Source organism: Bacillus sp. YBWC18, assembly GCF_002998775.1.
Taxonomy (GTDB): Bacteria; Bacillota; Bacilli; order Bacillales; family Bacillaceae; genus Bacillus.
On the sequence record NZ_PVRI01000001.1, the window covers coordinates 1117122 to 1138747 of the forward strand.

At 41.6% G+C, this 21626-nt stretch carries 25 protein-coding genes; 1 reads left to right on the forward strand and 24 read right to left on the reverse strand.

Translation table 11 applies throughout. The annotated features are described in order from the left end of the window. From trpC to C6348_RS05920, 22 genes are all read right to left on the reverse strand, one after another. Positions 1 to 753, reverse strand: coding sequence for an indole-3-glycerol phosphate synthase TrpC (gene trpC / locus C6348_RS05810; RefSeq protein WP_106042273.1), 753 nt, complete (start codon positions 751 to 753; stop codon positions 1 to 3). Next, entirely contained in the window at positions 746 to 1768 is a 1023-nt protein-coding gene (trpD, locus tag C6348_RS05815) for an anthranilate phosphoribosyltransferase (RefSeq protein ID WP_106042275.1), read from the reverse strand. Before trpD ends, trpC begins: the two co-directional genes overlap by 8 nt. Next, complete coding sequence (trpE, locus tag C6348_RS05820) at positions 1740 to 3287, reverse strand: anthranilate synthase component I (protein WP_106042277.1); 1548 nt, start codon at positions 3285 to 3287, stop codon at positions 1740 to 1742. The genes trpD and trpE overlap by 29 nt, the downstream gene beginning before the upstream one ends. A 231-nt stretch (positions 3288 to 3518) precedes the next feature. Beyond that, positions 3519 to 3902, reverse strand: a complete 384-nt coding sequence (gene aroH, locus C6348_RS05825) for a chorismate mutase (RefSeq protein WP_106042279.1) — start codon at positions 3900 to 3902, stop codon at positions 3519 to 3521. Then, positions 3899 to 4990, reverse strand: coding sequence for a 3-dehydroquinate synthase (aroB, locus tag C6348_RS05830; RefSeq protein ID WP_106042281.1), 1092 nt, complete (start codon positions 4988 to 4990; stop codon positions 3899 to 3901). The genes aroH and aroB overlap by 4 nt, the downstream gene beginning before the upstream one ends. Further along, positions 4990 to 6162: a chorismate synthase gene (aroC, locus tag C6348_RS05835; protein ID WP_060596745.1), complete on the reverse strand. Its 1173-nt coding sequence runs from the start codon at positions 6160 to 6162 to the stop codon at positions 4990 to 4992. Before aroC ends, aroB begins: the two co-directional genes overlap by 1 nt. A gap of 73 nt (positions 6163 to 6235) precedes the next feature. Then, positions 6236 to 7015 carry a CheR family methyltransferase gene (locus tag C6348_RS05840; protein WP_066030725.1) on the reverse strand — a complete coding sequence of 260 codons (780 nt, stop codon included), beginning with the start codon at positions 7013 to 7015 and terminating at the stop codon, positions 6236 to 6238. A 145-nt stretch (positions 7016 to 7160) separates the two neighbouring features. After that, a complete protein-coding gene (gene ndk, locus C6348_RS05845) occupies positions 7161 to 7607 on the reverse strand; it encodes a nucleoside-diphosphate kinase (protein WP_034661072.1) in 447 nt (148 codons plus the stop codon). Between the two features lie 129 nt (positions 7608 to 7736). Then, entirely contained in the window at positions 7737 to 8699 is a 963-nt protein-coding gene (hepT, locus tag C6348_RS05850) for a heptaprenyl diphosphate synthase component II (protein ID WP_034661075.1), read from the reverse strand. A gap of 24 nt (positions 8700 to 8723) precedes the next feature. Next, on the reverse strand, positions 8724 to 9428 hold the full coding sequence (locus tag C6348_RS05855; protein ID WP_066030724.1) for a demethylmenaquinone methyltransferase: 705 nt from the start codon (positions 9426 to 9428) through the stop codon (positions 8724 to 8726). Between the two features lie 3 nt (positions 9429 to 9431). Continuing rightward, complete coding sequence (locus tag C6348_RS05860; RefSeq protein WP_060596747.1) at positions 9432 to 10199, reverse strand: heptaprenyl diphosphate synthase component 1; 768 nt, start codon at positions 10197 to 10199, stop codon at positions 9432 to 9434. A gap of 114 nt (positions 10200 to 10313) precedes the next feature. Next, a complete protein-coding gene (gene mtrB, locus C6348_RS05865) occupies positions 10314 to 10544 on the reverse strand; it encodes a trp RNA-binding attenuation protein MtrB (protein ID WP_008344541.1) in 231 nt (76 codons plus the stop codon). A gap of 24 nt (positions 10545 to 10568) precedes the next feature. After that, positions 10569 to 11138, reverse strand: coding sequence for a GTP cyclohydrolase I FolE (gene folE / locus C6348_RS05870; RefSeq protein ID WP_034661079.1), 570 nt, complete (start codon positions 11136 to 11138; stop codon positions 10569 to 10571). A gap of 190 nt (positions 11139 to 11328) precedes the next feature. Beyond that, positions 11329 to 11607 carry a non-specific DNA-binding protein Hbs gene (gene hbs, locus C6348_RS05875; RefSeq protein WP_003215863.1) on the reverse strand — a complete coding sequence of 93 codons (279 nt, stop codon included), beginning with the start codon at positions 11605 to 11607 and terminating at the stop codon, positions 11329 to 11331. A gap of 374 nt (positions 11608 to 11981) precedes the next feature. Further along, positions 11982 to 13460: a stage IV sporulation protein A gene (spoIVA, locus tag C6348_RS05885; RefSeq protein ID WP_008344534.1), complete on the reverse strand. Its 1479-nt coding sequence runs from the start codon at positions 13458 to 13460 to the stop codon at positions 11982 to 11984. Between the two features lie 205 nt (positions 13461 to 13665). Continuing rightward, entirely contained in the window at positions 13666 to 14391 is a 726-nt protein-coding gene (locus C6348_RS05890; RefSeq protein ID WP_106042283.1) for a hypothetical protein, read from the reverse strand. A gap of 18 nt (positions 14392 to 14409) precedes the next feature. Next, positions 14410 to 14613, reverse strand: coding sequence for a DUF2768 domain-containing protein (locus C6348_RS05895; protein WP_034318888.1), 204 nt, complete (start codon positions 14611 to 14613; stop codon positions 14410 to 14412). A gap of 265 nt (positions 14614 to 14878) precedes the next feature. Next, on the reverse strand, positions 14879 to 15916 hold the full coding sequence (locus C6348_RS05900) for an NAD(P)H-dependent glycerol-3-phosphate dehydrogenase (RefSeq protein ID WP_034661081.1): 1038 nt from the start codon (positions 15914 to 15916) through the stop codon (positions 14879 to 14881). A gap of 14 nt (positions 15917 to 15930) precedes the next feature. Next, the gene (gene der / locus C6348_RS05905) at positions 15931 to 17241 is read right to left on the reverse strand and encodes a ribosome biogenesis GTPase Der (RefSeq protein ID WP_034661082.1); all 1311 of its coding nucleotides are present in this window, start codon (positions 17239 to 17241) and stop codon (positions 15931 to 15933) included. Positions 17242 to 17400: 159 nt separating this feature from the next. Continuing rightward, positions 17401 to 17595, reverse strand: a complete 195-nt coding sequence (locus C6348_RS05910) for a capping complex subunit for YIEGIA (RefSeq protein ID WP_003215794.1) — start codon at positions 17593 to 17595, stop codon at positions 17401 to 17403. 6 nt (positions 17596 to 17601) lie between these two features. Continuing rightward, positions 17602 to 18486, reverse strand: a complete 885-nt coding sequence (locus C6348_RS05915; RefSeq protein WP_034661083.1) for a YIEGIA family protein — start codon at positions 18484 to 18486, stop codon at positions 17602 to 17604. Then, positions 18483 to 19085 (reverse strand): YphA family membrane protein, encoded by a 603-nt coding sequence (locus tag C6348_RS05920; protein ID WP_223249886.1) that lies wholly within the window; start codon positions 19083 to 19085, stop codon positions 18483 to 18485. Before C6348_RS05920 ends, C6348_RS05915 begins: the two co-directional genes overlap by 4 nt. Before the next feature lie 121 nt (positions 19086 to 19206). On the opposite strand from C6348_RS05920, the gene C6348_RS05925 reads away from it, so the two are divergent. After that, on the forward strand, positions 19207 to 19338 hold the full coding sequence (locus C6348_RS05925) for a YpzI family protein (protein ID WP_066030721.1): 132 nt from the start codon (positions 19207 to 19209) through the stop codon (positions 19336 to 19338). Positions 19339 to 19390: 52 nt separating this feature from the next. On the opposite strand, the gene fni is transcribed toward C6348_RS05925, so the two are convergent. Both fni and rpsA read right to left on the reverse strand, forming a co-directional pair. Next, the gene (fni, locus tag C6348_RS05930; RefSeq protein WP_106042284.1) at positions 19391 to 20458 is read right to left on the reverse strand and encodes a type 2 isopentenyl-diphosphate Delta-isomerase; all 1068 of its coding nucleotides are present in this window, start codon (positions 20456 to 20458) and stop codon (positions 19391 to 19393) included. A gap of 14 nt (positions 20459 to 20472) precedes the next feature. Continuing rightward, entirely contained in the window at positions 20473 to 21624 is a 1152-nt protein-coding gene (gene rpsA / locus C6348_RS05935; protein ID WP_034661087.1) for a 30S ribosomal protein S1, read from the reverse strand. Between the last annotated feature and the right edge of the window lie 2 nt (positions 21625 to 21626).

Below are 21626 nucleotides of genomic sequence, written 5' to 3' on the forward strand. Positions count from 1 at the left end.
TCATTCTCCAAATAACGTCTGAACGGCTTTTTCTTGTGATGGTTCTCTCATTAATGATTCACCTACAAGGACAGCACTCGCTCCATGTTTTTTGACAAAGGTCAGATCATCAAATGTCTGAATACCGCTTTCACTCACTAGTAAGACATCCTTTGGAACAAGTGGTGCAATCTCTTTTGTTTGTTCAACTGTTGTTTTAAATGTCTTTAAATTTCGGTTATTCACTCCAATGATTTCAGGGGTGAATAGGTTTAAGATATTTTCCAGTGTATCTGCTGCATGAACTTCGACAAGAATATCTAGTCCTTTTTCCTTCGCTTCAGCATAGAGCTCATGCAGCTGTTGCGGTTCAAGTACTTCTCCAATTAATAAAATGGCATCTGCACCGATACGTCTTGACTCTTCTATCTGTATGGAGTCGATGATAAAGTCTTTTCTTAAAATTGGACGTGCGACGTGTTCTTTAATTAAGGAAAGATACTCGTTCTTCCCTTGAAAAAATGGTTCATCTGTTAAGACAGATAAGCAATCAGCATTTGATTTTTCGTATGCTTTTGCTGTTTGCAGAGGATCAAAATTCGGCTGAATGATTCCTTTGGAAGGAGATGCCTTTTTCACCTCAGCAATTAGACCAATCGAGCGGTGAGGGTTCATGAGCGCTTCTTTAAATGATCGTCTTTCAAAGTCTCCATCCACAGGTAACTGCAACGTTTGAATATGTTCTTTTTTGCGTGCAATGATTTGATTAAGCATAGATCTCTTCCTCTTTCTTTTTTTGTTTTAAACGAGCCAATTGTTCTTTGGCTGTGCCGTTTTTAATCGTTTCTAACGCTTTTAATGTTCCTGCCATGAGGCTTTCTGACTTGCCTGCGACATATAAAGCTGCCCCGGCATTCAGAGCTGTAACATGAAGCGGCGCTCCTTCTGTTTGATGATTCAATATATTCTGAATCAATTTCGCGCTCTCTTCCGGTGATTGGACCTGAATATCTGATAAGGTTCCTTTTTCCAGTCCAAAGTCTTCCGGGTTTAGCGTATATTCTGTCATGGTACCTTTTTTGAGTTCAATCACATATGAATTTGCTGTAATCGTTAATTCATCCAGCCCGTCTTCCCCGCTCACAAACAGGACATGTTCTGGCTCTAATGGGGCAAGGGCTTCCGCCATTAATTTTGCCTTTTCCTTTGAGTACACACCGATGATTTGCTTTTTGGCTTGCATCGGGTGGCAAAGCGGTCCTAATAGATTAAATACCGTCCGGAAGCCGAGCTGCTTGCGGACTGCTGCTACTTGTTTCATCGATGAATGGTACAGTGGTGCAAATAAAAAGCCCATGTTTTTGTCTTGTATTTGTCTTCTCGTTTCTTCTGGAGTGGATTGAATGTGAATGCCAAGACACTCTAGCACGTCGGCACTTCCGCTTTTAGAAGAGACTGAACGATTTCCGTGTTTTGCGATTTTAGCACCAGCGGCGGAAGCCACAATGGCAGCTGCAGTTGATATATTAAATGTAGAGAGTCCATCGCCTCCTGTACCGCATGTGTCAACGACATCGAGCGATCTTTCCGCTGGTGCTGCCTTTTGCCGCATGGCCCTCACGAAGCCTGTCATTTCTTCAGCGGTTTCTCCTCTGTGCGCTAAAATCGATAGACTTGCAGCGACTTCAGCATCTGTTAAAGATCCGCTCATCATATCATGCATTAGCCTATGGGCTTCATTTTCTGATAGGAAGCCTCCGTTAACAAGAGCTGAAAGTCGCTGATTCATCCTGCACACTCTCCTTTTCTGAGAAAATATGTTCAGCAAGCTGAATGGCCTTCAGAAGCGCTCCTGCCTTGTTACAAGTCTCTTCCCATTCATTTTCTGGAACAGAATCTGCGACAATGCCAGCGCCTGCTTGTATGGAAGCGGTCTGATCTTTGATGCTCATGGTGCGAATGGTAATACAAGAGTCGATATTGCCGTCGAACCCAATATAGGCAATACAGCCGCCATACGTTTCCCTTGGCTCAGGCTCCATTTCATTTAATAATTGCATCGCTCTTATTTTCGGTGCCCCTGTTAATGTGCCTGCAGGAAAAGCGGACATGAGCGCATCGACTGGGTGTGTATCCTGCTTTAGCTTCCCTGTCACAATGGAGATGATGTGCATGACATGTGAAAAGTTCACAACTTTTGTAAAGGTCGGTACAGACACACTGCCGTATTCTGCTACGCGGCCGACATCATTTCTGGCTAGATCTACTAACATGTAATGTTCTGCTTTTTCTTTCTCATCCTCTAACAGCTCTCTTGCAAGCGCAGCGTCCTCTTCTTTTGTTGTTCCTCGTTTTCTTGTGCCTGCAATGGGGTGAATTTCTAAGTGCCCATTTTTGGCATGGATTAATCGTTCTGGCGAGCTTCCGACTAAATCGCGGTCTTTTAATTTCATAAAATACATGTATGGAGATGGATTCACAATGCGAAGCACGCGGTATAATTCAAATGAACTCACTGACACTGGGATATCAAAGCGCTGTGAGAGGACGCCTTGAAAAATATCACCTGCTCGAATGTATTCTTTGATTTTTTCTACGTCCTTTAAAAATTGCGCTTTTTCATAGGTTGACGTCACATGTTCAAAGGACGGTGATTCGTTCATATTCCCTGATAAAATCAGTTCTTTCATATCAATCTTTGTATGGAGCTTGTGAATCATCTGTTCAAGCCGCTTTTGATTTTCTTTATAAGCTTGTATTTTTTCGTCTTCTGTTTCATTTCCGGTCAGCTGGGCGTATTGGATAAAATGAACATGATTAGTTTCATGATCAAAGGCAATCATCGTTTGGCAGACAAATAGAGTACAATTGTCTGTCGTTGATGCGCTTAGGTGTGGCCTGACAGAAGGTTCAATGCTTGGAATAAGATCGTAACTTAAGTACCCAACTGCCCCGCCTGTAAATGGGATGTCAACACCTGGTGTCTTGATTTGGTATTGCTCTTTCATCCAGTCTAGTAAGTCTTTCAGTTCTTGCTTTTTCATGACTTCCTGCCCTGCAGCGTCACGTGCAATATATTGGTTTTGGTCATCATGTAAGGTTAAAAAAGGATGTAATCCGATGAAGGAATATCTCGACCAGCTAGAAGACTCGTCTCTGCTTTCTAGCAGATACACAATATCTTGCTTGAGTTTTTCGACAATTTGAATCGGTGAGAGCGTATCAACTGTAATGGTTTCAACAATCGGGATTGTTTTGTGGGACTCGCTGTCCCTTAAAAATTGGGTCAGGTTTGTTTGGGAATTCATAAGCACACTCCTTAAATGGGATTAAGGAGAATGAGGGGACATATAGAGGGTTTGTATGAGTATACGAAATAAGCCTAAAAGAGGGTTGCTCTTTTAGGCAGTATGATGAAATAGACGTATCGTATCTCTGCTCAACTCTACTCATCTCAACTACCCTAGTCTCATTCTCATCTTCTCTAAGCTTGCAATGCCGTTTACACCTGTGTGTAAACTTCGGCTGTTCATATCGTATTATAATCCCTTGTTTTTTGTCAACTGTAAATCAGGGCGAAGCGTCACAGCTTCTTCCAAGTACACATGCTGCACATCTTCCTGCTTTGTGTCTGTTTGGACCGTCATTAAAACGCGAATGCAATGCTTTAGACCGCCTTGAATGTCCAGCTCCTGCATACAAGTAACAGGCACATACGTCCATCCTTCAAACTGACGAAGGGCTTTTGCCGGAAAAACGGAGTGAATATCTTGTGTAGCTGAAATTAAGATCTGCACGACACGTTCTGGATCTACTTGATTTCTTGAAATAATCGCTTCTAGCAGCTGTTTCGTTTTGTTTAACACTTCTGTTTCTGTATCTTCTGTCACAGTTGTAGCCCCACGTATCCCGCGAAACATCATAGACATCCCTCCTCCCGTTTCCATTCTTCGAGCCAGTGATGCAGCTCATCTTTTGTGAAAGACTGCAAGACAGCGTCTCCAACCTGTTTTAATAAAACAAATTGAACGGTTCCGCCTCTTGCCTTTTTATCACCAATCATTCGGTCAACAAATGTTTTCGTGGAAATGTTTTGAGTGACTTGTACCGGGAATCCGAGTTCTTTCATCCAATTTTTTAGTTCCATCCGATTGAGGCTGAGTCCCAGCTTCTTTTCGCTCACATATAGCGCAAACTGCATGCCGATTGCAATAGCATCTCCGTGCGTGATAACGCCGTATCCATACTCTGCTTCAATGGCGTGCCCAAGTGTATGACCTAAATTCAAAAATGCACGCACGCCTTGTTCTCTTTCGTCTTTTTGAACAATCGACGCTTTGACTTGAATCCCTTGATACAGCATATGTGCCAGTTCGCTCTTTGAACATTCCGCCAAAGAACGAATGGACATCAGTTCTGATAAAAAGTCTTCACTTGAAATGAGGGCATGTTTGATGACCTCAGCAAAGCCTGACCTCAATTCAATTTGAGATAGTGTCTCAAGCATACTCGTATCATAGATCACAGCTTTCGGCTGATGAAATGCACCGATTAAATTTTTACCGAGCGGGTGGTTAATCCCTGTTTTCCCGCCAACTGCACTGTCATGTGCCAGCAGCGTCGTCGGAACTTGAATAAAATCAACGCCTCTCATATAACTAGCAGCAACAAAGCCAGCCAAATCCCCAATTACGCCTCCTCCCAGCGCAATGATGCACGAGGAGCGATCCAGCTGAAACTGAATGGCCTTCGTATGAATATGCTCAAACTCAACAAAAGATTTCGACTGCTCTCCGCTTGGCACAACCACTTTATGCACAGACCACTTCTGTTCAAGTAATCGAATCATTTCATCACCGTAAATGGCATCAACAGCTGTATCTGTAACGATTAGGAGCTTCGTATAGGAATGCCCCGTGGAAGTCATCAAGTCGACGATATTGCGTTTAATCCCATCACCGATGTATACAGGATAAGTGGCTGAAGACGTCTTAACTTCCAGTGTTTTCATTAAAATTCCCTCTGAAGCTGGCGCATTTTTTCAACATTTTCTTTAATGCGGTCGATTTGATCAAGACCAAACTGCTCAACAACAGCATTGGCAATTTCCCAAGCCACGACTGCTTCTGCGACAACACTTGCGGCAGGAACAGCACAGCTGTCAGAACGTTCAATACTTGCGGAGAAAGGTTCTTTTGTTTCAATGTCAACGCTTTGAAGCGGTTTATAAAGCGTTGGGATTGGTTTCATGACCCCTCTTACGACAATTGGCATACCAGTTGACATTCCGCCTTCAAGACCGCCTAAGCGATTTGTTTTTCTCGTATAGCCCTTTTCTTCATCCCAGATGATTTCATCATGGACCTCACTGCCATTTTTAGAAGCCGCCTCGAAGCCGATACCGAATTCAACCCCTTTAAAAGCGTTGATACTCAGAACAGCACCTGCAAGCTTGCTGTCTAATTTGCGGTCATAGTGAACATAGCTTCCGACTCCAACCGGCATTCCTTCAACGATGACTTCAACAATTCCGCCAATTGAATCACCGTTTTTCTTCGCTTCATCAATGGCATCCATCATTTTTTGACCTGCTTCACTGTCGTAGCAGCGAACAGGCGACTCTTCCGTTACCTTTTGCAAATCTTCAATCGATTTATATGTCGTATGAGCTGCTTTCACTCCGCCAATTTCAAGAACGTGGCCAGCTACCTTGATTCCTAGATGAGCCAAGATTTGTTTGGCGACTGCGCCTGCTGCTACGCGAACGGTTGTCTCGCGGGCTGATGAACGCTCTAATACGTTTCGCATATCACGATGTCCATATTTAATCGCACCATTTAAATCCGCATGTCCTGGTCTAGGGCGTGAAATTTGACGCTTCATTTCACTCTCTTCTTCTTCTGTGATCGGCTCTGCCCCCATCACCTTTGTCCAATGCTTCCAGTCGTTGTTTTCAACGACAAGTGCAATAGGAGAACCTAATGTTTTCCCGTGGCGAACACCACTTAACACTTTCGCTTGGTCTTTTTCAATCTGCATTCTTCGCCCGCGGCCATGACCTTTTTGTCTTCTAGCCAATTCATAATTGATGTCATCCTGCTCTATGTAAAGTCCCGCTGGAACGCCTTCAATAATTGTGGTCAATTGTGGACCATGTGATTCACCTGCTGTTAAGTATCTCATGACTTGATCTCCCTTCATCGCATTAACGCTTTTAAGTAAAACTATGATAACACACTTACTACTAAAAAGTCAGCTACAACCCCTTCTTTTGATAAAAGAAAGTATCAGCAGATGTCAGTCCAAACTTTTCTGGGTGAAAAATTTGTTCAGTAGAACCAACAAATAATACGCCATTTGGTTTTAAACTGCTGCTCATTTTCAAGTAAATCTCTTCTTTTGCCTCTTCTGTAAAGTAAATGAGGACATTTCGGCACACGATAAGATCAAGCTGTTTTTCATAAGGATCTGCTAAAAGGTTGTGCTTCTTAAATTGAATGTGCTTTCGCACATCATCCTTCACAGTGTAAAATGAAGAATCTTCTTTTGTGAAATATTTTTGCTTGATTTGATCTGGTACCTCTTGCAATGATCGTTCATGATATCTTCCTTTTTGAGCTGATTGCAGAACTTTATCATCAATATCAGTTGCAATAATTTGGAAGTCCTTCACGAGCGGATGGCTTGATAGAAGCATTGAGAGTGTATACGGCTCCTCTCCTGTCGAACATGCTGCACTCCATATTTTTAGGGTGCCGCTGTTTTTCGAAAGCAGCGGAAGAATTTTTTGGTCAAGCACTTCCCAGCGCTGATAGTTTCGGTAAAATTCTGACACATTGATCGTCATTCGATCCATCGTCTCATCTAATAGTGCTCTATCCTTTTCAAGGGCAGCCGCGAATGCTTCAAAATCTCTATATCCTTTTTTATCATAAAGTGACGTTAATCTTCGTTTCATTTGTGCTTCTTTATATAAATTCAGATCCACCCCGGTTAGTTTTTTCCATTTTCCGACAAATACTTGATATTGATCCATCAAAGTCCTCTCCTGTCTCATCTATCTTTGTCCTAGTATAGCTGTTTTTATCGAAAATTTGTATCTTCTCATGCGAAATTTCGTGTAGAAATATTCATATAAAAAAAGCCAAGGTGCTCATTTGATGAACACCTTGGCTTGAACCTTAATAAATCCAGCTTGAGATGGTTTGATCCCAGCTTGTGAGTTCTTCTTGTTTGAAGAATAAGTTGATTTCTCTTTCAGCACTTTCTGGTGAGTCTGAGCCATGGATAATGTTTTTTCCAACCGTCAATCCATAGTCTCCTCTTATTGTGCCTGGAAGTGCTTCCTTCGGGTTTGTTTTGCCGATAATCTGTCTTGTTACATCTACTACCTGTTCACCTTGCCATACCATTGCAAATACTGGTCCTGACGTAATAAAGTCAACCAATTCCCCGAAAAATGGTTTTTCTTTATGCTCTCCGTAATGTGTTTCTGCTACTTCTTTTGGAATACTCATTAGTTTTGCACCAACAAGCTGAAGCCCCTTTTTTTCGAATCTTGACACAATTTCACCGATTAATTGTCTTTCCACACCATCAGGTTTGACCATAAGAAATGTTTTGTCCATATACGTTCTCCACCCCGTCGTTATGTATGTATAGGCTTACATTGTTACAAAGTGATCGTATCATTTTTTTTTATAATAATCAATTTTTGACAAAAAATTTCACAAAAAAACCAATCAACAACATGTTGATTAGAATTTTCGTTTTCCAATATATTTGGCAATGGAGGCGAGTGACGTTTTCGCTCGTCCTCGAGGAAGTTTGTCCAGCTGTTCAAATGCCTTCTTCAAATACATTTCACTCACTCGAATCGAGCGGTCGATCGCATCTGTTTGTTTGAGATGTTCAATCACAGGCTTCAGCTGCATTTCCGTTGTTTCACTATTAATCAGCTTTAATTGGCCTTCGAGTGCCTGGTTCTTCAGTGCATATAAGACCGGGAGTGTGACATTTCCTTGTAAAAGGTCTCCCCCAACAGGCTTACCAAGCTCTTCTTCAGTTGATGTGAAATCAAGCACATCATCAATGATCTGATAGGACATACCGACATAATAGCCAAACCAGTAAAGGGCTTTATGTGTTTTCTCATCTGTACCTGCTGCTATCGCACCTAACTGGCAGCTGCCTGCAATGAGCAAGGCTGTTTTTCGTTTGATTCTTCTTAAGTATGTACGCAGGTTTTGATCCATATTGTATTTGTCTTTCACTTGCTCGATTTCACCAAGACAGAGCTCGACGACCATCTTTGACAAAATTTCATGCGCCATTGGGTGATTGATCTTTGTCATATACTCAAGCGATCTTGCAAACATATAATCTCCTGTGTACATGGCAATTCGATTGTCCCATTTTGCCTTAATCGTTGGCTTGCCTCTTCTCAGCTCAGCATCATCAATGACATCATCATGAACGAGCGATGCCATATGAATCAGCTCAAGAGCAACGGCAACATATTTAATTTTATTAATGTCATAGTCGCCAAACATGCCTGAAAGGAGAACAAAAACGGGGCGGATTCGTTTTCCGCCCGCTTGCAGCAAATGAAGACCTGCTTCACTTAATAATGCATAATCAGAGCGAACTGTTTGTTCAAGCTCTTTTTCAATAATATCGATATCATGATTTAAAAAAGAGATCATTGCTTTTAGTTTCATTATTTTCACCCAAATATCGTTTATTCAAAGCTTCTTTCCGATATGTGTTGCTGCTACACCGCCTGTAAATGGATGATACGAGACATCAGACAGACCCGCCTCTTCGAAAAGAGCCGCCAGTTCTTTCATGCCAGGGAACGCTTTGGCTGATTCTTGAAGCCATGAATACTCCTGATAGCTTTTGGCAAACAGTTTACCAAAGAGCGGCATGATGTATTTGAAATAGACATAGTAACCTTGTTTAAACCCAATCATTTCAGGCTGTGATGTCTCAAGACAGACAACCATTCCACCAGGCTTCACGACTCTTGTCATTTCCTTTAGCACCGTTAAGTAATCAGGGACGTTTCGTAGGCCAAAACCGATCGTGACATAATCAAATGTGTTATCCTCAAAAGGAAGCTCCATCGCATTGCCGTGAAGCAGTTCAATTTGATTATAGCCCCCAGTTTTCACCTTCGTTTCTCCAACACTCAGCATATTTTTACTAAAATCAAGGCCTTTGACTTCGCCTTTTTCGCCTACAGCATCAGCAAGCGCAATGGTCCAATCGGCTGTTCCGCAGCATACATCCAATGCTATGGCTCCTTTTTGAACATTCATGAGTTTCATTGTTTTATCGCGCCACTTTTTATGCTGCTTAAAGCTGATGACAGAGTTCATTTGATCATAATTTTTATAAATTTTTTCAAATACACCGTGTACTCGCTGTTCTTTTGATTGCTGCATGACTTACCCTTCTTCCACTTTCTGATGGTACGCAGGCTCATTTTTCATATGATCCAAGCGATTTAATAGCTCTTTTTGAACGACCGGAGATGAAACAAGATGCTCCTTGATCGATCGTTTGGCCTTTTCATAGCCTTCCTTCTCAAAGTTGTCAAAACATGTATAGGCGTCCGTATAGCTATCGTTCAAAAAAAGTTTTAAATGTTTGTCATCTTCTGCTTGTTTCATGAAACGCTTATAAACAAGGAAACGACTTGCAATCTCATTCCAATGCGTTAATTGAAAATGCTCAGAAACCCTTTGGAATAACGCAGACTCAACAGTTGCTACACTTTTGTAAAAGTGCGCTGCATCTTGAATGGATCGATCATACAGTCTAATTTTATGTTCATTGATCTCTTTGATCGCCGTTGCGAGCGTGCGAATCATGTAGATGTCTTTCATGTCAGAGAGAAGAGAATAATAGAGACCGCTGAAATAGTCTCCTGCTAGGATGGTCAGCTGACGATTTTTGAATTCGTCTTGTTTGATGGCTGCAGCAGTTGTGACTTCGTCATGGGTATCAAGGGCAATTTGTACAAGCATCGCCGTTAAAATATAATTTTCTTTTTTCTCTGCATCAATTTGAGCTTCATCAAACATTGCATGAAAAAGAAGGAGCTTATCTTCATCGATGAGTGGCGCACGTAAATGCTTCGCCAAATAAGGATGAGAAAGCTTTTTATTTAATTTTATATTTAGATTAGATAAAATTCCGTAGATGTCTTGCAAAGATATCACCCTTGTCCCAAAAATTACAGTTTCATATGTAGCCCTGCACATTGTATAGAGATTTATTATACCATATCAGCTCTCACTTTTATGCTATCAAGTGCATTCAAGTGCTTATTTCTTTGCTTCGCTTTGAATTTCACCGAAGCTTGTTTGAATGACAGCATCGCCTCTTACTTTGATCGCTGACGTATGCTCAGTAAATTGTGCAATGATGACTTCACCTTTATCGAGCTTTTCGGAATGGTGAAATCTTGTATCAGAGCCTCTAGTTAAGCCGATGACATTTACACCATTATCAATGGCTTTAATCACTACAAAATCAGATGCTTTATTTTCACTCAATCTGTTCACCTTCCATCTATTGAATTAGTCGTTTTTAATAAAGGAAAGCACTTCTGCTCTTGCCGCCGTATCATTTGCAAATGTACCGCGTACTGCTGATGTCACGGTTTTAGCACCTGGCTTTTTCACTCCGCGCATCGTCATACACATATGTTCTGCTTCAACGACAATCATCACGCCATGCGGATTGAGTGTTTCCACCATACTATCTGCAATGGTTGATGTAATGCGTTCCTGAAGCTGCGGGCGTTTGGCAACAGCCTCTACAGCTCTTGCAAGTTTGCTAAGTCCCGTTACTTTTCCGCCGCGCGGAATATAAGCGACATGGGCTTTTCCGTAAAAAGGTACAAGGTGGTGTTCACACATTGAATGGAAAGCAATATCTTTTACAAGAACGAGTTCTTCGTGGTCTTCACCAAAAATGGTTTTAAAATGTTCTTTTGGATCTTCATTTAATCCCGAGAACACTTCTTCATACATTTTTGCTACTCGTTTTGGGGTATCAAGAAGTCCTTCACGATCTGGATCTTCTCCGATGGCTTTTAATATATCGCGTACTGCGTGTTCAATTAGTTCTTTATTTATTTCACTCATGTATTATATCCTCCAAAGGCGATTACATTTCAATCAGATTCTAGCACACTTCAGATCCTAAAAGCAAAGGAGAGCGTTCTAAACGAACCTTTTGATTCAAAAGGAAAAGCCCCTTATGAAAGGGGCTTTTCTAGACCAGTGTGAAACTGTATATGTATAACTCCTGCAATAGGATCATTACACATAACGATTATTTACCTGCCACCGCGTCTTTAAGTGCTTTACCTGGTTTGAAAGCAGGTACTTTGCTTGCAGGGATTTCGATCTCTGCACCAGTTTGTGGGTTACGTCCTTTACGAGCTGAACGCTCACGTACTTCAAAGTTACCAAAACCGATAAGTTGGATTTTGTCACCATTTTTAAGTGCATCTAAAATTGTATCAAAAACAGAATCAACTGCTTTTGTCGCGTCTTTTTTAGATAACTCGCTTGCTTCAGCAACCGCGTTAATAAGTTCTGTCTTGTTCATGCCTTTCACCTCCTCCCAAAAATATGCATTCAGTAGATTGTTATCATTTCTTCACAATTCATCTTCTTTCTATACACTTTTTTCGAAAAAAAGAGCGTCTAGAAAGCGTTATACATGGCTATTCATTAGAAAACAACTCTTTGAAGGAATGTTTGTCCAACAAAGTGAAGATTTTCTGTAAGTAGATTAACACATATGAAATACCATATCAAGCATTTTAAAGGGAAGAATCCTTATTCGTCAAGGATTAAGGGCACTTTTACGAACGAATATTCCTAATTTCAGCCTGAATCTGACTAATCTTTATACAATTGTCTTTTTATGACTCATTCAATACGCAAAAAAAGACCCCTGTCAATGAGAGGTCTCACATGCTATAGAATAATGGCGATCAAACCGCCTGATCCTTCGTTGATGATTCTTTCAAGCGTTTCTTTCAGCTTATATCTTGCATTTTCTGGCATCAGCGACAGCTTTGCTTGAATACCTTCTCTGACAAGGGAGCTGAGTGAGCGCCCAAATATATCAGAATTCCAAATCGAAAGCGGATCATCTTCAAAGTCTTGCATTAAGTAGCGGACGAGCTCTTCACTTTGTTTCTCTGTTCCAATAATCGGTGCAAATTCACTCTCTACATCTACCTTAATCATATGAATAGATGGCGCAACCGCCTTTAATCTCACGCCGAATCTCGAGCCCTGCCTAATGATTTCTGGCTCATCTAAACTCATATCTGACAAGGCCGGGGCCGCAATCCCGTATCCCGTCTGCTTCACCATTTTTAATGCGTCTGATACTTGATCATATTCTGTCTTCGCATGCGCAAAATCTTGCATGAGCTCTAGAAGATGGTCTTTCCCTCTAATTTCCACACCAACCACTTCTTTTAGAATATGATCATATAGATCATCTGGGGCGTACAGGTCAATCTCCGCAATCCCCTGACCCATTTCAATCCCTGCTAAGCCCGCTCTTTCAATAAAGTCAAATTCGCTGAATTGACCAACGACACGGTCAACATCTCTTAATCTTTTAATATCCTTTACGGTTTCCTTCACTGAATCCTGATAACTTTCTCTCAGCCAATGATCTTCTTTCAGCACCATGACCCAGCTTGGCAAGTTCACATTCACCTCTAGGACTGGGAATTCATATAATGCTTCACGAAGCACACTAAGGACGTCTTGCTCTCTCATACTTTCTACACTCATGGCGAGTACTGGAATATCATATTTTTGGCTGAGTTCCTGCCGCAGCGCTTCTGTTTCAGGGTGATATGGCCTCACAGAGTTGATCACCATAATAAACGGCTTTCCAACCTCTTTGAGCTCATCAATCACACGTTCTTCAGACTCAATATAATCATGTCTTGGGATTTCTCCAATGGAACCATCTGTTGTAATCACAACACCGATGGTTGAATGCTCTTGAATGACCTTGCGTGTGCCAATTTCCGCTGCTTCATGGAACGGGATTGGCTCTTCATACCACGGCGTGTTGATCATTCTTGGACCATTTTCATCTTCATACCCGCGCGCACCAGGGACTGTGTATCCGACACAATCAACAAGCCTGATGTTGACATCAAGACCGTCACTCACATGGATCGATGCCGCTTGATTCGGTACAAATTTTGGCTCAGTGGTCATAATGGTTTTTCCTGCTGCACTTTGCGGCAATTCATCCTGTGCTCTTGCACGATCTGCCTCATTATTGATATTCGGGAGCACCACGAGCTCCATAAACTTTTTAATAAACGTAGATTTCCCTGTACGAACAGCGCCAACGACTCCTAAATATATATCGCCTCCTGTTCGTTCAGCGATATCCTTGAAAATATCGACTTTTTCCAAGTGATCCCCTCCCGGACTTGCTATCCTCGTTTTCAAATAAAATACTCTATTCTTCAATCAAACTGTGCTTGAAAGGTGTCTGGACAATATATGTGTATGACGTTGTCCTATTTGAATATGACACCTTTTTTGTTTTGAGAGTATGTTTAGCCATAAAAAAACCTTTCTCCTCATTTATATGCAGAGGAAAAAGGTTCATTCTTGTTTATGACGTCTTTTTTTCTAAAAAGTCAGGCTCACCTTTTTTGTTGATGGTATATGGGACAGAAAACGCGGGTACAAACGGGGTTTCCTGCCAATAGATATCTTGAATGTTTTCACCTGGTTTGAGCTTTTGTTTCGTATTCTTCAAAATATGAGCAAAATCACTGCGGTAGTCCACATAGATTTCGCCATTTGATGAAATCAGTAACGGGAGGGAATTCCCCGTCACCGGACTCATGACCGTAGGCGGCGATTTTAAGCCTAGCTTTTTTTCATTTAACGTATATAAATTGCTTGATACTACTTTGCCATATGGCGGATATGTATGTTCATCTTGATATATTTTGATTCTAAGCCGTAATTCACTGATGGTTTGCGTCATTTTGACATCAAGCAGTTTCACCGTTGGTTTTTTTTCGACGTCTGTGAGGACATACATATATTCTCCCCCGCCTTCAAAAGATGTAGACGGTACATCGTGTAAATATCTTGGTGACAAGCGCTTAAAGTCGATGACGTACTTCTGATAAACCGGCGTATCTGCTTCTTTCGTTTCAATCGGCAAAAGGCCATTTGTTGCTTTTTGAAATTCCTCAATCGCTGTCTGAACGCTTTGCAGCTGTTCTTCATATGGCACACGGTTTTCAGTTTTGCGATTTTCTGGATACAGACATCCTGTTAGTAAAATAAGTGCTAACAACGTGACACTGACTTTTGCTTTGATCATCACATTCTTCCTTTTTCTTTATTCATTGACCGGCCCGCTAAATACAACTAAAAACACAATGATACCTGATATAAGCATCAAGCTGTATGCGACGGTCGAGGCTGTTATTTTAAGAAACCGGCTTTTCAGCTTAAATCGACTGAAATAAATGGTTACTACGGCTAAAAACATGAGCCCCATGGAACCAAGCGCAAACCACATCTTGATTAAAGCAAAACTCATCGTGCCTGTCCCCCTTCAAAACGAACAAATTGTAAGCGTTTATATTTCATTCTAAACCAAAAATAAGGTAAATATCAATCATTTTTCCAATCATTCAGAAAAAAGCGCATAAAAAACTGAAGCAAAGAGGGGGACTCTGCTTCAGTCATTAAATCGACTATTTTTCCTCATTCTGTAGAGGCAAAGCTCTATTCAAACTTCATTGCTATGTTATGCAAGTCTTCCCCTTCTTGCATCCTCTACATGCCTAAGTTCAGTCTTCCATTTATTTTGTTTGGTTTTCAAACATGTTCACAAGGTCTTCCATTTCATGTGTTTTCACACGTGCCATCAATGATTCTACAGCATCGTCGACCTTTTTCCCTTCAAATAAGACGTGGTAAAGCGCCTCTGTAATCGGCATGCTGACCTTGTATTCTTTGGAGAGCTGATAAGCGCCTTTTGTTGTACGGACGCCTTCAACAACCATCCCCATTTTTTCAAGCACTTCTTCAAGCTTATACCCTTTACCAAGCAGATTTCCGCAGCGCCAGTTACGCGAATGAACACTTGTACATGTCACGATCAAATCTCCCACGCCTGTTAATCCGGCAAATGTCAGAGGATTTCCTCCCATTTTTGTACCGAGACGTGCGATTTCAGCGAGTCCTCTAGTGATGAGCGCCGCTTTCGCATTGTCACCATATCCAAGTCCGTCTGTGATCCCTGCCGCAAGAGCAATGATATTTTTCAGTGCTCCGCCTATTTCTACACCAATCACATCAGGGTTTGTGTATACTCTAAAGTTGTTGTTCATGAACAAATCTTGAACAAATTGAGCCGCTTCAATATTTTCTGATGAGACAGTGACAGTTGTCGGATGACGCAAGCCTACTTCTTCGGCATGGCTCGGCCCTGATAAGACAACAACAGCTTCTCTTTTCTCAGCAGGTACTTCTTGTTCAATCATTTGAGAAATTCTAAGAAGTGTATCTGGTTCAATCCCTTTACTTACATGGACAAACGGCACTTTCGATGTGATCAGCTCATTTGCCTGCTTTAATACTTCGCGAATGGCCTTTGTTGGCACAGCGACAATAATAGCGTCTGTCCCCTCTAACGCCTGCTTCATATCTGTCGTCGCCTGAATAGACGCTGGCAGTTCGACATTAGGCAAGTAATCATGATTTTCATGTTTCTCATTGATTTGATCAATAAGCTCTTGTCTATGTCCCCACATGTGTACATCATGATGATTATCAGCTAATACAAGCGCAAGAGCTGTTCCCCAGCTGCCTGCTCCAAGTACTGAAATTTTCTTCATCCTGCTCACCCTTTTTATTTTCTCGCTCTCGCAAATATTTTAATCGGTGTTCCTTCAAAACCAAATGCATCTCGAATGCGGTTTTCTAGGAAACGTTCATAAGAAAAGTGCATAAGCTCTGGATCATTTACAAACACCACAAAGGACGGAGGCTTAATAGCCACCTGTGTCGCATAGTAAATTTTCAGACGCTGTCCATTATGAGTCGGTGTTGGATTCATTGCCACTGCATCCATGATGATATCGTTCAAAATATTCGTTTGAACGCGCATCGCATGATTTTCACTAGCTGTAATAATGGATGGCATTAACGTATGAATTCTCTTTTTCGTGAGAGCAGACATAAACAAGACAGGTGCATAATCCAGGAATTGAAAATGCTCGCGAATGTTTTGCTCAAATTCCTTCATTGTACGCTCATCTTTTTCAACAGCGTCCCATTTGTTCACAACGATCACAACAGCTTTACCAGCTTCGTGTGCATAGCCTGCAATACGTTTATCCTGCTCAATAATGCCTTCTTCACCGTCTAGAACAACAGCGACAACATCAGAACGATCAATGGCTTTTAATGCACGAAGCACACTGTATTTCTCTGTTGTTTCATATACTTTTCCTTTTTTCCTCATACCTGCTGTATCGACAATGACAAAGTCACGCTGATTGTACGTAAACATCGTATCCACAGCATCTCTTGTCGTACCAGCGATGTTGCTCACAATGACCCGGTCTTCTCCAAGCATTGCATTCACTAAAGAAGATTTCCCTACATTCGGGCGGCCAATTAAGCAGAACTGAACAACTTCTTCCGCATACTGTGTATCCGGTAAGTTTTTGAAGTGTTCTGCGACAGCATCAAGTAAATCACCTAGACCTAATCCGTGCGTTCCAGAAATCGGATACGGTTCGCCAAACCCTAGTGCATAAAAGTCATACACGTCACTTCTCATTTCAGGGTTGTCCAGTTTATTGACAGCAAGTACAACTGGCTTTTTCGTCCGATATAAAATTTTTGCGACTTCTTCGTCCGCAGATGTAACACCATCTCGGCCATTCACCATAAAGATAATGACATCCGCTTCATCCATTGCAATTTCTGCCTGATGGCGAATTTGAGCTAAAAATGGCTCATCTCCAATATCAATTCCACCAGTATCTATTAAGTTAAAGTCATAATTTAACCATTCAGCAGAGCTATAGATTCGATCTCTTGTTACACCAGGTGTGTCTTCTACAATCGATATTCTTTCGCCTGCGATTCGATTAAAAATTGTAGATTTTCCAACGTTGGGCCTTCCAACAATGGCTACGACAGGTTTACCCATAGTACCCTTCCTTTCAATCCAGCCGCGATTCAATATGTTCATCATCATGTTTCAACCGGGATTTAAAATTTTCATTCAGTTTTATGAAATAAACCCTTCAAACATGAAGGGTTCAACTTATATATTATATCAATTTTTAATCAGACCACAATGAATAACTTAAAAATGTTTGACAATCAAGTAAAGATCTTCTCCAATTCCGTGTGCAATTCCATCTAAAATGGCCTCTAAATTCATGGCGTACATGTCGAGTTCTTCTTTATTTTCACAGAAAAAAACGGCTGTTCCGCCCATGACCCGCTCTTTATTTGTTGTAGCCACAGCGAGTATAAATTGTTCAATGGTGTTCGCCATGCTCTATTACCTCACTTTCTTTTTTATGAACTCTGTCGGCATTCTGATGGCATTTTCTAAAATAGGCACTTCTTCCAATACACGGACAGCCAAATCTTCACGATACCATTGCGGTAAAATGAACACGCCAAGTGTGCCGTTATTTAGATCACGTTTTGCGAGCGGACAGAGCGATGGTTCACCAGAGTCGCGATACACACCAAGTACGTTGGATAAATCAAATAAAATGGCTTGCCGCTGCCCAAGATTGGCAATCGTTGTGGCTGAGTTGAAATTTTTCGGCGTCAAAATAAAGCCCATCCCATGCTCTAAAATGAGCTTTTGCTTTTCGGGCAGTCCGATATTCATGATGTAAATATCATTCACATAAAGCCCTGCCCCATCAAAGCGAAGCTCTCCTTTTTGTATATTGACAATATCCTTTAATTGGCTGCCAGACATTAATAGCTTTGCCAAGAAAAAACAAAGAATACCGACCACTGTCCCAATAACGAGCGAGAAGAAAATACAGGCTGTGGTCGTAATCAGTGCCGTGAGAATCGCAATATAATTCCGGCTTTCAAAGGCAATGGCAATGCCTTCTATATATGTACTGCCTCTTGAGACTAGCTCATATGAATCCATTTGAGTTAACGTATTTCTTTCCATATTGCGGACATCTCGGAATTGCGTGGCCGCCAGCGTGAGAAAGGTAATCGCCGTAAATTCCTCCTGAATGAGTGCAGGCATAATGATCGCACCAAGTCCTGAAGCGATAAAACCAAGCGCAATATGAATCACTTGTCCATGAATATACGTGGGGTATTGCCGGTAATCTGTTCTTAACATATAAAGTCTGGCCGCCATCCCAAAGATGACACCAATAATCACAGGAAACGTATAATCCGTCATGTTGATTTTGCAGCCCCTTTTACTGGTTTTCTTGATGAACGGGCGTTCAAGAGCTTTTCAAGCTGATCGACACCTAATAGGAAGATGGACCCTTGAACAACAAGGGACAGAAAAGAGAGATCTCCTATGACAATCGATGATGTCAGGCGGTGAATCGTCAGCGCATAAAGGGCTTCGCCAAGACATACAGACATCATCCATAGGGTGACTCGTTCTGTGAAATGATGTCCATATGTCAAAGACATCAAGATCAGCAAGGCAAATACGACCCAATCCACTTTTATTAGCGTGAACCAAACCGGGTCATATAATGCAAAAATCATAAAAAAGGCATATGCGCTCACCATAGAGCCTAATTGCATGATTCTCATCATTTGATGGCCAGACCGGAATATAACGAAACCTGCACATGCATATAAAAAGGTCATCAAGTACCCCGCATTGAGGCTCATATCAAACATGGATACCATGAAATGACTACATATAATATGGACGAGGACACAAACGCCTAGCATACTGCGCCATGAGCTTTTTTCCATAATAAATGTCACCATAATCCAAACGAACCATATGGACCAATAATAGTACAAAGCCTCCAACGTCTCATCACCTCAATTACATTATGGGAAAATCCCCAATTTTTAAACGTAAGGGATCGCTTTGGACATTGTATGAAAATAAACAAGAGGTGACACTCTAATAATTGAGGAGGGATGCATGATGGGAAAAGATAGACAGGAAAAACGCTTAAAGGCATCAAAAAGAGTGGAATCTGACCGTGATCAATCCATTCATCATAAAGGGGCAACAGCATTAGAAGGTCCAGATAGCGCACGAAGAAGAAATCAATAAAAAAGGCATGTGATGACCACATGCCTTAGATGTTTAGGGGCTAAACTTGATTTTAGTCCTTTTTCTTCTTTGATCTTAAACTATAGTACGTTGTGTCGATGCCTCTTTCTTTGAGCCAATGACTTGTTTCCCCGGAAATGACAACCTGGGTTTTTCTCAGTTCTTCAATGGTCTTCACGCCAAGCACTGTCATCATTATCTTCACATCTTCTTGAAGATCTATGATATCAGCGATGAGGCCGCTCTCCCCTCCGCCAGTCAGTGATTTTAAGAAAAAGCCAGCTAGACCAGCAGCGGATGCGCCAAGAGCAATTGATTTTGTTACATCAAGGGCGTCTTGTATACCTCCGGAGGCTAAAACCGTTTGATCTGGAAAACTTGTATGTACTTCAGCAAGACTCGCTGCTGTTGGAATTCCCCACTGGTCAAAATAATGAAGCGCTTTTTGGCGGCGAAGATTTTCGATCTTTGAAAAGTTCGTACCACCAAATCCTCCTACATCAACGGCCGCAACTCCAGCATGAAATAACTTTTTTGCCGTTTCCTTGCTCATGCCAAATCCGACTTCTTTTACGACAACAGGCACACCAACTGATTCAGCGATGGCTGCGATGCGCTCAAGCGCCCCCCTGAAATCACGGTCTCCTTCAGGCATGACGATCTCTTGGATCACATTTAAATGAATCTGGAGCATATTGGCCTCCAGCATCTCGACTGCTTCCTTCGCTTGCTTAATCGTTGCTTCACTGCCTAAGTTCGCAAACACAATTCCATCCGGATTGACTTTTCGAACAACTTCATACGTACGTCTTTCTTCTTTATCTTTCAGTGCAGCCATTTGTGATCCAACTGCCACCGGAATATTCGTTTCCTTCGCTGCGATCGATAAAGAGCGGTTGATCTCATAGGTCGACTTTCCGCCCCCGCCAGTCATTGCATTGATAAAAATTGGCGAACCGAAAGTCAGTCCGCCAATTGTCGTATGTGTATCAATTTGTGATGTCGCAAGATCTGGTAGACCGACGTGAACGAAGGAAACATCTTTTAAACCTGTTGCTGCATGCTGTCCAGTGGACAAGGCATGTTCAATATGCTGCTTCTTTCTTTCTGCTCTCGTCAATTTTGATCACCAAATTATTTTAATTTATTAAGCTTATCGCCGATCAGGTCACCAAGCTGGAATCCGCTTGTGTTTTCTTCTTTCGCCTGATATTGACGATAATTCTCTTCGATTTGTTTTTCAGGATTTTCTTCTAAATCACGGATGCTTAACGAAATGCGCTCTTCATCTTCATTCACATCAAGCACTTTCACTTTCACAGTCTGCCCTTCTTCAAGGACTTCTTGCGGTGTACCGATATGTTTATGAGAGATTTGGGAAATATGCACAAGTCCTTCGACGCCTGGCAGAATTTCAACAAATGCACCAAAGCTCACAAGACGTTGCACAGTTCCTTCAAGCACATCACCTTGTTTTACCTTTTCGCCAATCTGGCTCCAAGGTCCTGGTAATGTTTCTTTAATAGATAGTGAGATACGTTCGTTATCACGATCAACAGCAAGTACTTTGACCTGGACTTCCTGGCCTTCTTCCACTACGTCAGATGGCTTTTCAACATGCGCATGGGATAGTTGAGAAATGTGAACCAATCCATCAATGCCGCCAATGTCTACAAATGCACCAAAATCAGTAAGGCGCTGCACTTTACCATCAATCACACTGCCTACTTCAAGCTTTTGCAGAAAGTCTTGCTTTTTGTCTAATTGCTCTTGCTCCACTACTGCACGGTGCGAGAGAATCACACGATTTTTTTCGCGGTCAAGTTCGACCACGACAAGTGAGAGTGTTTTACCTTTGTAGTCTGAGAAGTCCTCTACATAGTGCGCTTCTACAAGAGATGCAGGAATAAATCCACGCACACCAATATCTACGACAAGACCACCTTTTACAACGTCTTTTACTTCAGCTTCAAATACTTCTTTTGTCTCAAACTTTTTCTCTAGGTCTTCCCAAGCGCGGTCTGCATCAACAGCACGTTTCGATAAAATCAAAGCATCGTCTTCGACTTTTGTTACTTTAAGCTCTAACTCGTCGCCATCTTTCACGACATCTGATGCTTTTTCAACGTGAAGACTTGATAATTCACTGATTGGGATGATCCCAGGCTGTTTCACATTGACGATATCTACATTGACATGCTTGTCCTCAACTTTAGAAACAATCCCTTTCACTACATCTCCAACCTCTGGTACCTGAACATCGATTTGATTCATTTCCTCTGTCATTT